At 29.9% G+C, this 14486-nt stretch carries 13 protein-coding genes; 2 read left to right on the plus strand and 11 right to left on the minus strand.

Translation table 11 applies throughout. From position 1 onward, the window contains the following. Positions 1-107: 107 nt before the first annotated feature. The 6 genes from ACKTTQ_RS03540 to ACKTTQ_RS03565 form a co-directional block, all read right to left on the minus strand. Positions 108-1034: a hypothetical protein gene (locus ACKTTQ_RS03540; protein WP_408048425.1), complete on the minus strand. Its 927-nt coding sequence runs from the start codon at positions 1032-1034 to the stop codon at positions 108-110. A gap of 151 nt (positions 1035-1185) precedes the next feature. After that, entirely contained in the window at positions 1186-2034 is an 849-nt protein-coding gene (locus tag ACKTTQ_RS03545; protein WP_299133168.1) for a DUF3078 domain-containing protein, read from the minus strand. A gap of 78 nt (positions 2035-2112) precedes the next feature. Continuing rightward, on the minus strand, positions 2113-2961 hold the full coding sequence (locus ACKTTQ_RS03550) for a DUF3078 domain-containing protein (RefSeq protein ID WP_408048426.1): 849 nt from the start codon (positions 2959-2961) through the stop codon (positions 2113-2115). A 28-nt stretch (positions 2962-2989) separates the two neighbouring features. Beyond that, on the minus strand, positions 2990-3496 hold the full coding sequence (locus ACKTTQ_RS03555; RefSeq protein WP_408048427.1) for a DUF2480 family protein: 507 nt from the start codon (positions 3494-3496) through the stop codon (positions 2990-2992). 8 nt (positions 3497-3504) lie between these two features. Continuing rightward, the gene (locus ACKTTQ_RS03560; protein ID WP_093869706.1) at positions 3505-3825 is read right to left on the minus strand and encodes an iron-sulfur cluster assembly protein; all 321 of its coding nucleotides are present in this window, start codon (positions 3823-3825) and stop codon (positions 3505-3507) included. Between the two features lie 10 nt (positions 3826-3835). Beyond that, positions 3836-4261 (minus strand): SufE family protein, encoded by a 426-nt coding sequence (locus ACKTTQ_RS03565; RefSeq protein WP_408048428.1) that lies wholly within the window; start codon positions 4259-4261, stop codon positions 3836-3838. Positions 4262-4451: 190 nt separating this feature from the next. Here ACKTTQ_RS03565 and ACKTTQ_RS03570 point away from each other — a divergent pair, with 190 nt between their 5' ends. Together ACKTTQ_RS03570 and ACKTTQ_RS03575 are read left to right on the plus strand one after the other, a co-directional pair. Next, a complete protein-coding gene (locus tag ACKTTQ_RS03570) occupies positions 4452-5378 on the plus strand; it encodes a PfkB family carbohydrate kinase (protein WP_093869704.1) in 927 nt (308 codons plus the stop codon). Between the two features lie 79 nt (positions 5379-5457). After that, positions 5458-7356, plus strand: coding sequence for an amidophosphoribosyltransferase (locus ACKTTQ_RS03575; protein ID WP_093869703.1), 1899 nt, complete (start codon positions 5458-5460; stop codon positions 7354-7356). 87 nt (positions 7357-7443) lie between these two features. On the opposite strand, the gene ACKTTQ_RS03580 is transcribed toward ACKTTQ_RS03575, so the two are convergent. The 5 genes from ACKTTQ_RS03580 to ACKTTQ_RS03600 all read right to left on the minus strand — a co-directional run bounded on the left by ACKTTQ_RS03580 (position 7444) and on the right by ACKTTQ_RS03600 (position 14476). Further along, positions 7444-7842: a hypothetical protein gene (locus tag ACKTTQ_RS03580; RefSeq protein ID WP_093869702.1), complete on the minus strand. Its 399-nt coding sequence runs from the start codon at positions 7840-7842 to the stop codon at positions 7444-7446. A gap of 107 nt (positions 7843-7949) precedes the next feature. Further along, positions 7950-10616, minus strand: coding sequence for a TonB-dependent receptor (locus ACKTTQ_RS03585; RefSeq protein WP_093869701.1), 2667 nt, complete (start codon positions 10614-10616; stop codon positions 7950-7952). A gap of 146 nt (positions 10617-10762) precedes the next feature. Continuing rightward, entirely contained in the window at positions 10763-12331 is a 1569-nt protein-coding gene (gene pgi, locus ACKTTQ_RS03590) for a glucose-6-phosphate isomerase (protein WP_408048429.1), read from the minus strand. Between the two features lie 2 nt (positions 12332-12333). Then, positions 12334-13611 carry a peptidoglycan DD-metalloendopeptidase family protein gene (locus ACKTTQ_RS03595; protein ID WP_299133153.1) on the minus strand — a complete coding sequence of 426 codons (1278 nt, stop codon included), beginning with the start codon at positions 13609-13611 and terminating at the stop codon, positions 12334-12336. Positions 13612-13699: 88 nt separating this feature from the next. Beyond that, the gene (locus ACKTTQ_RS03600) at positions 13700-14476 is read right to left on the minus strand and encodes a DUF3108 domain-containing protein (RefSeq protein WP_093871975.1); all 777 of its coding nucleotides are present in this window, start codon (positions 14474-14476) and stop codon (positions 13700-13702) included. Positions 14477-14486: the final 10 nt, after the last annotated feature.

Below are 14486 nucleotides of genomic sequence, written 5' to 3' on the forward strand. Positions count from 1 at the left end.
TTTTTATGTAAACAAGATGTTATAAAAAATAAAAAACCGCTCCTCTCGGAGCGGTTTATTTCAATTGGTTATTAAAAATAACCAACCAAAAATCAACTAACCAAACTTTATTTTAAAACCTTTCTTTGAACGGTTTGTCTCTTTATCTTAGTACGTTTTCTTCCACTGTTCCTTACAGCTTGTTTCGCACCTCTTTTTTTATCTCCTTTTAAATATTGTACAAATCCTCTTCCAGAAAATGTATACGTTGTTTCAGATCGTAAATGGTATAAAGATACCGTTTCATCATTTATAACGCTTAATTCAAATTTCTCAGTATCTCCACTATCATAATTAAGTGTTAAAACTTTTAGATCATTATATCCTCTAACATCAGCTACTTCATAGCCTCCAATGAAATCCCACTTTATATTATCAATATTTGTGCCAAACACATCATGAGATGAATAAAAAGTCACGTCATTTTCTGGTGTGAACTGTAAAAAATGCTCTTTATCAAACACATTTGAAGTTCCTCCTTTAGCATCAGTTCTTTCCCAAGCTATGTATTCTTGTAAAAAATATTCTATATTCTCGTAAAACAATTTATCATAATCAAAGTTATTAACTTGGTATCCAACTAAATAATAACTAACATTTTGCGATAAATAATCAATTCTTATTTCATTATCAGATAATTGAACTACTTCAAAATCATAATTTCCATCTAAATTATGGCTGGTTTCAAGAACATTATTAAAAACACCATATCGTCCAACTGAGATCCCAAGTCCATTCCCTGTTTTTCCTATATCTACTATATTATTATTTGCATACATTCTACCACTTAAAAATGATACCGTAAAAGCTTTGGATATAAAAGGAACATCTCCTGAACCTTGAGTTTTATGATAATCTATATACCATAAATCGTAACTAGAAATAAGTTCATTTAATGAAACAGCATCATCTATAAATTCATCATTTGTAACAACACAAGAGGTTAATGTAGTTCCTGTTATTATTAATAGTAAAAGTAATTTTATACGTTTCATAAGCATTAATTATTATGGTTATGTTTAAACATTTTCAAATTTTGTGCCAAAAACAATTTTGCTTACAAGATCATAATTTCATATAACCAAATTCAAACAAAAAAGACTGCCTAAAAAGGCAGTCTTTTTATAAAATACTTTTATAATTATCTTAGAAATTATAGTTTACTCCTAAACCAAAAATTTCTCTTGTTTGAAAACCTTCATACGCATTATCATCATAAATTGCTTGTAGTGCTAAATTAGCTGATAAGTATTTATTAATTTTCATTACAACATTAACTGTATAATCAATATCTACATTTTGAGCTTCATCTAAATAATTACTATATAAATTTAAGATATTTTCAACAGATACATTTTCCATAATATTTATTTTATAATACCCGTTTATTGCAGCTCCAAGTTCATATCTAGTAGTTTCGCCTGGTTTAACACCAAAATAACTTGCTCCAGCAGGTAAACCAGCAGTAAATTGATTATCAACAATAATTAATTTTGAAGTTGCTGGTGCAAAATTAACTTTTAAATTTTCCGATTTTTTCCATAACATACCTGGACCAAACTGAAAGTAAGCAGGAGAGAAAAAATGAGATTGTTGAATACCTTCATTATATGTTGAAGACATTTGTGTTTTAAAATTAAAAAAAGCAGAATAATACCAACTTCCAGAAGCTTTTTTACCTGCTAAAGAGTTAAGCTCAAAACGATCATCTGTTTTTTTAGCACCTTCATTTTTTATTTTTGTTAAACCATAAGAAGCAATAATTTTATTATCCCAAGTCCAATCTCCTTTAGCATAATTGAAATCGTAATTTATCCCTAATGTTCCTGAAATATTATTAACACCTCCAGCTAACCAATTATTAAATGCAGATTGATTGAATAAAAAAGAAATGTTTCCTCCTCTTTTCCATCCTTCTTTTGGCTCTTCTTTTTTTTCTTGGGCGTTAACTACTAACGTTCCAAATAACATTGCGATAGCTACTATTTTTTTCATCACTTTAAAATAATTTAAATTTTAGGGGCGCAAAAGTACGCCTTTACTTTTGTTTAAGACAACCTAATTTTACAAAAGTCACCCTTTATGGAAAATATAATTTAGCCCTAAACCAAATACCTGTTTGAACTGTATTTTACTAGAGGCATTATCATCTATGATGGCATGAAAACCTAAATTCATAGAAAGATACTCATTTATCTTGATAAAAAATCGCATTTGATAGTCAATATCAATATTTTGAGGGCTATTTAAATAATCAGAATACACAGTTAAAATATTCTCCATTTGAACATCTTTCATTACATCAAACTTAAAATATGCAGATAAGTTAAACCCTAAACTAAAACTTGAATTATCACCTTTAGCCACACCGTATTTTCCAGAAAACTCATCAGAAACAAATGTAAATCTTGCAGTAGCTGGCGCTATATTTATTCTTTGATTGTCAGATTTTTTCCACAACATACCAGGCCCAAAACTCCAATAAGCTGGTGATAAAAAATCTGAAATAGGTAACTTTGGTGTTTTTTTATAATCGTATCCTCGTGTATATTGAGTTCTAAAATTACTTAAAAAGGAAAAAAACCAATATTTATCTGCTTTTAACCCTAATAAAGAGTTGTATTCAAATCGGTCTCCTGTTTTTCTAACCCCTTGCCCATCTACATAACTTAACCCATAAATTGAAGTAATCTTATTATCCCAACGCCAATTATTTTTGTTGTAATTAAAATCATAATTTATGGCAATATTTCCAGCAATAGTATTACTACCACCAGCAACCCAATTAGAAAATGTAGATTGATTAAACAAAAAAACAAGCTTACCTGTAACTTCCCATTTTTTAGGGATACTGTCTTTTTTTTCTTGAGAAAAACTAATTAATGAACAACTAATTAATAGCGTAAAAAGAATTTTCTTCATTTTACAAATACTTTACAAATAAGATTAATTATTTTCTTTTAAATAAAGGTACTGTTGAACATGCTTCACCAAACATAATAGTTTTTGCTATAGGTTGAATTTTTTCAATTAGCAAAGTATATGCAGAAGGAGGTATAGGTTTATTAGCACATCCTTTAATTATTACAGGCTTATCTTTAAAACTATTAATATCAAGTTCATTAATTATTCCTTGGTATAAAACAGTTTCAAGTAGCTCTAAATTACCAATTACTACTTTTTTTGCATACAGTGACAATTCCGTAGTTAATAACAAGTATGCCCAAGAAGGTATTATAGCATCTGAGCTGCAAGTTAAAGCAACAAACGAATTTTCATATTGAGACCAATCATGATTTTTAACATCCTGTCTAAAGTCTTTTTCTTTTAAAATTAACTCTTGAAAAAGCCAATCTTTAATATCAAAAACTACTCTAGTACCATTTGGATAATAATCTTCTAAGTCAATAGTAATTAATTTACTACTTGCTACTCTATTTATAATTTCTTCAGTCATTTTTAAACTTATAAAAGACCTAACTCTAATTTTGCTTCTTCACTCATCATATCTTGCGTCCAAGTAGGGTCAAAAGTAATTTCTACTTCGCAATTATTAATCTCTTTTAATGTTTTCACTTTTTCTTCTACCTCTACTGGTAAAGTTTCAGCTACTGGACAATTAGGAGATGTTAAGGTCATTAAAATTTTCGCATCATTTTCCTCAGATATAAAAACGTCGTAAATCAGTCCTAATTCATAAATATCTACAGGTATTTCTGGATCAAAAATTGTTTTTATAACACGTACTATTTTATCTCCTAAATCTTCTAAATTCTCTTCAGTCATAATTAATATTTTAATTTGTCAATTTAGTTTGCTGAGCTATCGCATACATTTTTATTTGCTTAACCATAGACACTAACCCATTTGCTCTTGTTGGACTTAAATGTTCTTTCAACCCAATTTCATCAATAAAACCAGTATCCGCTTCTAAAATAGCTTTAGGTGTTTGATTTGAAAAAACTCTTAACAATAAAGCCACTATACCTTTGGTTAAAATAGCATCACTATCTGCAGTAAATGTAACAATATCTCCTTCTAAACTAGAATGTAACCATACTTTAGATTGACATCCTTTTATTAAATTCTCATCTAATTTATAAGTATCATCTATTAAAGGTAATGATTTACCTAACTCAATAATGTATTCATAACGTTCCATCCAGTCATCAAACATTAAGAACTCATCAATAATTTCTTCTTGTATTTCTTTGATAGTCATTTTTTAAAACTATTTTTGCACAGTCTAAGACTGGTTTTGTATTAAAAGTGCAAAATTACGACAAAAAAGGCATTTTTATGCTTATAAAAAATAAAGTGAACATAATTATTAATTTTTGTTAGGTATTGTTATAAAACCTGACTTAAAACAGTAAAAAGTTCTTTCCTTTTGGAAAGGTTAAATTAAACTTATGAGTAAATTATTAGCGGTTGGTACTGTAGCTTTTGATGCTATTGAAACACCTTTTGGTAAAACAGATAAAATTTTAGGAGGATCAGGAACATTTGTAAGTTTGGCTGCTGCTCAATTTGGCGTTGAAACTGGTGTAGTTTCTGTTGTTGGTGGTGATTTCCCAGAATCATATTTAGATATGATGAAGAACAAAGGAATTAATACTGATGGAATAGAAATTGTTAAAGATGGTAAAACGTTTTTTTGGAGTGGTAAATATCACAATGACATGAACTCTCGTGATACTCTTATTACTGAATTAAATGTTTTAGAACATTTTAAACCAGTAGTTCCTAAAGTATTCAAAGATTCAGAAATTGTGATGTTAGGAAACTTACATCCATTAACTCAAGCTTCTGTATTAGATCAAATGAATGAAAGACCTAAGTTAGTAGTTTTAGATACTATGAATTTCTGGATGGACATTGCTTTAAATGATTTACATGAAGTATTAAAGCGTGTTGATGTAATTACTATTAATGACGAAGAGGCTAGACAATTGAGTGGTGAATATTCTTTAGTAAATGCTGCAAAGAAAATTCATGAAATGGGACCTAAATATGTAGTAATAAAGAAAGGAGAACATGGAGCTTTATTATTCAATGAAGGTAAAATGTTTTTTGCTCCTGCATTACCTTTAGCTGAAGTTTTTGACCCAACTGGTGCTGGTGATACTTTTGCTGGTGGTTTTTGTGGATTTTTAGCAAAAACTGAGGACATCTCTTTTGAGAATATGAAAAACGCCATTATTTATGGTTCAAACTTAGCTTCTTTTTGTGTTGAAAAGTTTGGAACTCAACGAATGGAAGAACTTACGAAAGATGAAGTTCAAGAACGCTTACAAGCGTTTAAAGAGCTAACACAATTTGACATAGAATTATCATAATATACAAGTCCGCAGATAAACTGCGGATTTTTTTATACACAACAACACTAAAAAACACAACTAATAAACACTTTTATAAATGAGCGACGCTTTAAAACATGAATGTGGAATTGCTATGGTAAGGTTATTAAAACCTTTAGAATACTACAAGGAAAAATACGGTACCGCATTTTATGGAGTTAACAAAATGTACCTGCTTATGGAAAAACAGCACAATCGTGGTCAAGACGGTGCTGGGATGGCAAGTATAAAATTCAATGTAGAACCTGGAACAAGATATATTAGTAGAGTTCGTTCAAATAAATCACAACCAATACAAGATATTTTTGGTCAAGTTAATGAGCGAATCAATGGTATTTTTGAAAAGAATCCTGATAAAATTGATGATGTTCAATGGCAAGAAGAAAATATGCCATATATCGGAAATTTATTTTTAGGTCACGTTCGTTATGGAACATTTGGAGGAAATAGCATAGAAAATGTACACCCTTTTCTACGTCAAAGTAACTGGAGACATCAAAGTTTAATTGTTGCTGGTAACTTTAACATGACTAACTCTAAACAATTAATGAAAGAATTAATTGATTTAGGGCAACACCCAAAAGAGTCTGCCGATACAGTTACTGTAATGGAAAAAATTGGACACTTTTTAGAAGATGAAGTTTCTGATACATATTTAAAAGCTAAAGATGTTGGTTTAAATAAAAAGGATGCTTCTCCTTTTATTGAAGAACATCTAGATATACAACGTATTTTAAAACGTTCATCAAGAAATTGGGACGGAGGATATGCAATGGCTGGTTTATTAGGACATGGTGATGCATTTGTTTTAAGAGACCCAGCTGCTATAAGACCCGCTTTTTATTATCAAGATGATGAAGTGGTGGTAGTAGCTTCTGAACGTCCAGTTATACAAACTGTTTTCAATGTTGACATTGATAAAATTAAAGAAATTGATAGAGGTCACGCTTTAATTATTAAGAAAAACGGAAAAACTACAATGGCTCCTATTCTAGAACAAAGACCTAAGAAAGCTTGTTCTTTTGAACGTATCTATTTTTCTAGAGGTAGTGATGCTAGTATATATGAAGAGCGTAAAAATTTAGGGAAATTTGTTTTTCCTGAAGTTTTAAAATCTATTAATAGTGATATAGAAAATTCTGTATTCTCTTATATTCCTAACACAGCCGAAACCTCATTCTTTGGAATGATGGAAGCAGCTGAAGATGTATTAAATCAACAAAAAACTGACGCTATTTTAGCCGGTGGTGGGAAATTATCTAAAGAAAGAGTTATTGAAATTTTATCAACTCGTCCGCGATTTGAAAAAATAGCAATTAAAGATGCAAAATTAAGAACATTTATTACTGATGATAGTAGTAGAGATGACTTAGTTGCCCATGTTTATGATGTTACTTATGGAGTTGTAAAGCCTACTGACAATTTAGTTATCATTGACGATAGTATTGTTCGTGGAACAACTTTAAAGAAAAGTATTATTAAAATATTAGACAGATTACAACCTAAGAAAATTGTAATTGTATCTTCAGCTCCACAAATTCGTTATCCTGATTGTTATGGTATTGACATGGCAAGAATAGGTGATTTTATAGCATTTAAAGCCGCTTTAGAGCTACTTAAAGAAACAAATCAATATCATATAGTATATGATGTATATCAGAAGTGTATAGAGCAGCAGAATAATCATGATAAAGATATTGTTAATTATGTAAAAGAAGTATATGCTCCTTTTACAGATCAACAAATTTCTGCTAAAATAGCTGAAATGCTTAAAACTCCTGAAATTAAATCAAATGTTGAAGTGATATACCAGCCAGTAAGCAAGCTACACAAAGCATGTCCTGAAAACTTAGGAGATTGGTACTTTACTGGTGATTATCCTACTGATGGAGGCCATAGAGTAGTAAACCAAGCTTTCATCAACTTTTATGAAGGTAATGACAAAAGAGCTTATTAAATAGTAACTCTCTTAGGAATACTAAAAAAACAAAAAAGCTAGATATTTTTATATATCTAGCTTTTTTTATAAACTACTTATTAAAGTTTATTTTTTTTGTAAAACATACTTCGTTCCATTAAACTCAACATTCATAACAAAAACATCATCTCCTGGCTTCCATACATTGTAAGAAACAGCAAGTTTTTGCCCTTTTTTGTAGTTAGGAAAATTATTTAATAGAATCTTACTGATTTTTGCTAACCTAACCATTACAGTTTCCTCATCGTACCCTTCTCTTATATCAAAATTACTAAAACCATTGCCTACTAATGAATAATCGTCATCAGTTAATGTATATTTAATCACATCATTTTGCGGCTTAAATTTAGATGTTTTCTCTATAGAAGTAATTGGGGAATTATCTTTTGAAAAAGTTTCTGTAGTGCTAATTAAAATGCAAAATAACACTATAAAAAACCCAAATGAATTATTACTCTTAACCATCTTTTGTTAAATTTTAATTGGGCACAAATTTACTAAATTTATATATATATAAAAACCACCTCATATGAGGTGGTTTTAAATTATATTTAATTAGTAGTTAAATACTATTAAAATTCAAATCTAACAGAAGTATTCCATGTTCTTCCGAAACCAAAGTATACTCTATTTCTTACATCAATTCCTCTATAAGTAGTTGAACCAGATGTAGCATGAATATTAGTTGCTGAATCAGAAATATACACTTCATTAGTTAAGTTGTTAACGTTAAAACGGAATTTTAATTTCATTTTATCATTAAGCTTTAATTTATATGATACACCTGCATTTATTAATGAGTGACCAGGAAGCTGTAAAGATCCTAACGCTGCTGTAGTTTTACTAGAAAAAGCAGCTGGAGATATACTAGCATATAACCTAGAAGCATAAAATTGATCAATATCAAATTTTAAAGACTCAGTAGCTTCATATGTAAAACCAACTCTAGCTGTTGTTTGTGCTTGATTACCAGCTTTAGCTCCATCTAAGTAAAAAGTAATGTTATCTTGTACTAAATCGTTGTTTTGATCGTACTCAGTACCAATAGCTTCACCTTTGTACTCAAAGTCACCTAAAGATATCATACCTTCAATTTTCAGTTTACCAAACTTAGCAAGAGTTTCTAATTCAATTCCAGAGTGAACTTGCTCAACTCCGTTAATTTGTACAAAGTTACCTCTAACTGAACCTCTTCCTCTTAAAAATCTATCTTTCCATGAAGTTCTATATGCATTTAATTTAACAGCATAGTTTTCATGACTAAATCCATAACCAACTTCATAATTTATGATTTTTTCATTAGTTAAGAATGGATTAATATCATTGTTAGTAAAACTTGTGTATACTGAGTTAAAGAAAGGTTGTTTAGAAATAAAACCAGCATTAAAGAATACGTTATGTGCTTCATTAATGTTCCAGTTAAGTCCTCCTTTAATATTACCTCCAATTAAATTTTTAAAAGAAGATGCTTGTTCAGTACCGTTATGAGCTCCTAAGTTAAAGTAATCAACTCTTTGGAAACCTTGTTGAGAAATACCCCCTTGTAAGTAAGTAGATATTTTATCATTTTTGTATTCAACTTGTCCAAAAGCACCTAACCAACGTACATTACCATCATTGTAATATTCAATTTTTTGTTGATCAGAAATATTTTGCCAAGGGTTAAAGCTTGGAGAAGCTTCAACGAAATCAGTAATATTTCTATTTGGGTTATTTCTATCTCTGCTATCAACATAACCAGTAGCTCCTAATAAGTTGTTTACAACTCTATAGTGAATTCCTTTATAAGTTCTTACGTCAATACCTAAATCCCAACTTAAGTTTTCATTTGCATCATTATGGAAGTTAACAACTGCTCCATACCAGTTATGAGAATTCATAGAAGCTCTTCTTGTTAAACCGTTACTTCTATCACTGATAGTACTAGTTCTATCTGCTCCGAAATCAGGAACACTTCCTCCAGCATTCCACTTAGCGATATCATCAAAACGAACAATACCATTAGAATCTCTTAATCTTGAATCAAAGTCTCTGATGTTATTTACATCTCCAATAGGACCTGTTCCTCCTCCACGTCCCCATGAAGCATAAACTACAGTTGATAATTTTGAAGCATCAGAAATTGTCCAGTCATGGTTTAATGACATAACAGGCTTGTGGTAAAAGTTTCTTCTAAATGAAAACTCTTCTCCATTTAAATATCCCCAAGCTGCGTTGTATTTAATATTTGGCTCTCCACCTACTCCATATTTTTGGTAAGTAGAAATAGATTCAGCATAACTTCTTTGGTTGTGCCATTGTGGAGCTCCTGTAAAAGTAAATTCTAATTGGTGATCATCATTTACTGCATACCCTAACCCAATAAAATAGTTATGCCCAACAGCTTTTGTACCATCAACGTAACCATCTTGTTGAGTTCTACTTAATAAAATAGAAGCAGAAAGACCACTTTCTAATTTACCTGTAGAATATGATGCTCTGTATTTCATATAGTTATCATTACCGTAACTAAATCCTACATTACCACCTTCTCTTTGTTGTGAAGTTTTTGTTACAATATTAACTGTACCTCCAACAGAAGCATTAGCTAATTTAGAAGAACCTAAACCTCTTTGTACTTGCATAGCTGAAGTAACATCAGATAATCCCATCCAGTTAGACCAGTATACTCTACCATTTTCCATATCATTTACTGGAACACCGTTAATTAAAACAGCAACATTTTCTTGATCAAAACCTCTAATAGAAAGTCTAGAATCACCAAAACCACCACCTTGTTTAGTTGCATAAACTGAAGGTGTAGATTTTAAAATTTCAGGAAACTCTTGAGACCCTAACTTCTCTTGAATTTCTTCAGCTCTAATAGTAGAAGATGCAACTGGAGTTTGTCTATCTTTAGCGATATCAATTACTCCTGTAATAACTACTTCCCCTAATACATTAGATGGTTGTAATTGAATTTGTCCTAAATTGGTTTTAGCTGATGTAAAAGATACATTTTTAGTGTCGTAACCAACAAAAGAAACCTCAACTACTCCTGAATTAGATTTTGAGTTCAACGTAAATTTACCGTTGAAATCAGTTCCAATTCCGTTAGTAGTCCCCTTAACTACAACGTTTGCTCCTGGTAATGGTTCACCCATTTCGTCAACCACAATACCAGTAATCTTGGTTTGTCCTACAACTGCAGCAGTTATAAAAAACAAAGCCACAAGTAATACATTTTTAATTTTTTTCATTATCTAATCTAATTTGTTATTAAATGCTTGGCAAAATTCCTGATTTTTAACTTTACCAATATTAACTTAACGTTAACATTTTTTCAGATAACCTAAAATAAATCACTTATTCTCAATGATTAGAAACAATTCTAATTAATAAAATTTTAACTATATAGTATTTTTTCTGTTAATTCCTTCCCCAATTCAACACCAAATTGATCATAAGAGTAAATATTCCATAAAACTCCTTGAGTAAATACTTTATGTTCATACATTGAAATTAACATTCCTAAAGACTCAGGTGTCAGCTTTTTAAATATAATTGTGTTGGATTGTTTATTCCCTTTAAACACCTTATACGGAAGTAGTTTGTTAACTTTTTCAAATTCTCCTTTAGTTTTCAATTCTAAATGCACTTCTTCTTTAGTTTTACCAAAAGACAATGCTTCTGTTTGAGCATAAAGGTTTGCCATTAATTTTTTATGATGATCTGCTAATCCATTCAATGGTTCTTCAAAACCTATAAAGTCAGCAGGAACTATTTTAGTTCCTTGATGCAATAACTGCATAAATGCATGTTGCATATTGGTACCTGTTCCACCCCAAACTATAGTACCCGTTTCATAAGTAACTTCATTACCATTTCTATCTACCCCTTTACCGTTACTTTCCATAACAGCTTGTTGCAAATATTCAGGTAATATATTTAAATATTGAGAATACACAAAAACACCTTCAGTATCACAACGAAAAAAGTTGTTATACCACAGGCTTAATAATGCTAAAATTACTGGTATGTTTTTATCAAAATCAGTCTCTCTAAAATGAATATCCATTTTTTCTGCTCCATTTAACAAACGCTTAAAGTTATCGAATCCAACAGATAAACTTATAGATAACCCAACAGCTGACCATAATGAAAAACGACCACCTACCCAATTCCACATTGGGAAAACATTTTTCTTATCTATCCCAAAATTCAGTACCGCATTAATATTTGATGAAACAGCTACAAAATGTTTTGCTACATCAAAAACTGTTGCTGACTTTAAAAACCAATCTCTTATTGTATTTGCATTAGTTATCGTTTCTTTTGTACTAAATGATTTTGATACAACTATAAATAATGTAGTTTCTGGATTTAATTTTTTTAGTATTTCAAAAACATGGTCTCCATCAACATTTGAAACAAAATGTGTATTTAATTTATTTTTATAAAACTTTAACCCTTCAACAACCATTTTTGGTCCTAAATCTGAACCACCTACTCCTATGTTAACTACATCTGTTATAGCTTTACCTGTATAACCTTTCCATTTTCCTGAAATAACCTTATTACTAAAAGCCTTAATTTTTCTTAAAGCGGTTTGAACAGGAGGTTTTACATCTTTACCATCTACAAAAACAGGTTCATTACTATTACTTCTTAATACTGTATGAAGAACAGACCTGTCTTCTGTCACATTAATCTTATCACCTGTATAATATTTTTCTATGGCATCTTTCAAATCTATTTCCTCAGCCAAGGAAATAAGTTTGCTTAAAGTTTCTTTTGTTATATGATTTTTAGAAAAATCTACATGTAACTCTTCAAAATTTATAGAAAAGTTTTCTTTTCTATTTTTATCTTCTTTAAACAACTTTCTAAGCTGATAATTTTTAGCTTCCCCATAGTGCTTTTCTAATTTCGCCCAGGCTTCTGTTTTTGTAGGATTAATGTTTTTTAAAGGCATAATTACTTGGTAGCTAATGTTTCTTTTTCAACAAAAATAGCTGTAGTTTTTTTAAAAAAAGGGATGCTATCTAATTGTTTTTTTAAAGGTTCTATAAATTTAAAATATCTTGGCTTAATGCTATCTTTTAATGGCTTAGCTGAAGGTAATTTTTCACGAAATGGATCTACTTGTCTACCGTTTTTCCAAAAACGATAACATACATGAGGTCCACTGGTATTACCTGTCATACCCACTAAACCTATAATATCTCCTTGCTTCACATAATCTCCGACTCTCACCTTTCTTCTTTTCATATGCAAATACTGAGTACTATATGTGCTATTATGTTTCACTTTAACATAATTACCATTACCTCCTCTTCTAGCAGATTCAACAACTGTTCCACTTGCAGTTGACATTATTGGAGTTCCATAAGGAGCAGCAAAATCAGTTCCTCGGTGCGCTCTAACTCTACCATATAAAGCTATCTTTCTTCTTAAATTATAACGTGAAGATATTCTATACTGAAACTTTATAGGTGATTTTAGAAAAGTACTCCTTAACATATTTCCTTTCTCATCGTAAAATTCAGCTATATTCTTTATAGAGTCAGCTACAAACTTATAAGCATATAAATCTTCCCCTTTATGATTAAACAAGCCAGCTTTTACTTCTCCATACCCAACAAAAACAGTATCATTAATAAATTTCTCTTCATAAATAAGTTTAAATTTATCACCTTTTTGCAATCTATAAAAATCTAATGTCCATGCATAGATATCTGCTACTGTGTTAGTCAATGTAGGTGTTAACCCTAAACTATCCATAGTAACAGATAAATTAGAATAAATTTCTCCTGCTATTTCTTTTTCTACAATTTTAACTTTCTTTTTATGCTTATATGCAGAAATTACAGAATCTTTAAAATTTATAATTGTTGCATTGACTTTATTATGTTTATAAATAAATACCTGAGCTTTTTTAATTGAATCTTTTGATGTCAATATTGTATATGGTTTTCCAGATCTAACTCTTCTTACATCAAAAGTTTCTTTAATTGTAGTGGCTATTTTATTTATTTTAGGATACATTACATGATGTCTATCTAAAATAAGCCCAAAACTATCTCCATTTTTTATTGTATCATGTACAACATTATAATTATCTAAATTAAACCCATACAAGAGCACTGGTTTTGGTTTTTCAATTACCTTAGTCTCAATTATCTCTCTTTTTTCTTCTTTTTTACAAGAGAATAAAAAAGTAAATAACACTAGTAAAATGGTGATTTTTCTCAAGGAGGTTGTTTTTAATTGCCTATTCTCGCAAAAATACAAATATTTATATTTGTATTTAACACTTTAACAATACTTAAACAACTTAAAGTTAATCTACTATTATTTCGAAAGGATTAGCCAATCCTCTGTATGCTTCTAATTCTGCTCGTAACGACCCAACAGCTAGTGATGCTTTCATTTTAATTGGCACTTTATTATCATCTGCAGTTATCCAAACCGTAACACTTTCTTGTGCCTTAAAAACCCTACCAGCCTGAACTAAAGGTCTAAATTTCTGAGTTTTAACCTTTCCGAATTTTGTTTTTAAAGTTTCATAACCTAAAAAACGAAGTTTAAAAGGGTAACTTTTATCATCAAAAAACATATCTACATTAATCTCTTCTCCCTTTTTCATTTTCTGAGTATCATAACTTCTTAAAAAATAAAAAGTAGATATCATATCTTGAGGACTCTTTATTGAAATAACACTATCTTTTTGCTTTGTAAAATCTTGTACATAAGCTGTATTATTTTCATAGTTAAAAGACACATTTCTTTTTTTCTTAAAACCTCCTTCATTAATATCCCTTTTAAATAAATATGGCTTTACCTCATCAGCTGTAAAATAGCTTTCATACTTATCTTTCACTTCAAAAAACCAACTTATCATACCAGTAGTCCAACCTCTTCCTGTTGCATGAATTACATTTCTATTTTTTAACTTTTCATCTTTTAATTCTAACACGGCAGTTCCAGCTCTTAAAAAACCACTGTAACTCATTTTATAACGCAACCATTCTCCTCCTTTAAAAGCCACAGGTCTTTCTTGAGATGAAACATTTATTGCTAAACAAAGCAATACTATTAATAGTTTATTTATTTTCATAATATTCAAA

The organism is Tenacibaculum halocynthiae (assembly GCF_964512825.1).
Taxonomy (GTDB): domain Bacteria; phylum Bacteroidota; class Bacteroidia; order Flavobacteriales; family Flavobacteriaceae; genus Polaribacter; species Polaribacter halocynthiae.

Bases quoted from the DNA above. Each gene is read 5' to 3' on its own strand.
- ACKTTQ_RS03545 (WP_299133168.1), bottom strand. From the start codon at position 2,034: ATGAAAAAAATAGTAGCTATCGCAATGTTATTTGGAACGTTAGTAGTT.
- ACKTTQ_RS03585 (WP_093869701.1), bottom strand. From the start codon at position 10,616: ATGAAAAAAATTAAAAATGTATTACTTGTGGCTTTGTTTTTTATAACT.
- pgi (WP_408048429.1), bottom strand. From the start codon at position 12,331: ATGCCTTTAAAAAACATTAATCCTACAAAAACAGAAGCCTGGGCGAAA.
- ACKTTQ_RS03555 (WP_408048427.1), bottom strand. From the start codon at position 3,496: ATGACTGAAGAAATTATAAATAGAGTAGCAAGTAGTAAATTAATTACT.
- ACKTTQ_RS03580 (WP_093869702.1), bottom strand. From the start codon at position 7,842: ATGGTTAAGAGTAATAATTCATTTGGGTTTTTTATAGTGTTATTTTGC.
- ACKTTQ_RS03575 (WP_093869703.1), top strand. From the start codon at position 5,458: ATGAGCGACGCTTTAAAACATGAATGTGGAATTGCTATGGTAAGGTTA.
- ACKTTQ_RS03560 (WP_093869706.1), bottom strand. From the start codon at position 3,825: ATGACTGAAGAGAATTTAGAAGATTTAGGAGATAAAATAGTACGTGTT.
- ACKTTQ_RS03540 (WP_408048425.1), bottom strand. From the start codon at position 1,034: ATGAAACGTATAAAATTACTTTTACTATTAATAATAACAGGAACTACA.
- ACKTTQ_RS03570 (WP_093869704.1), top strand. From the start codon at position 4,452: ATGAGTAAATTATTAGCGGTTGGTACTGTAGCTTTTGATGCTATTGAA.
- ACKTTQ_RS03565 (WP_408048428.1), bottom strand. From the start codon at position 4,261: ATGACTATCAAAGAAATACAAGAAGAAATTATTGATGAGTTCTTAATG.
- ACKTTQ_RS03600 (WP_093871975.1), bottom strand. From the start codon at position 14,476: ATGAAAATAAATAAACTATTAATAGTATTGCTTTGTTTAGCAATAAAT.
- ACKTTQ_RS03550 (WP_408048426.1), bottom strand. From the start codon at position 2,961: ATGAAGAAAATTCTTTTTACGCTATTAATTAGTTGTTCATTAATTAGT.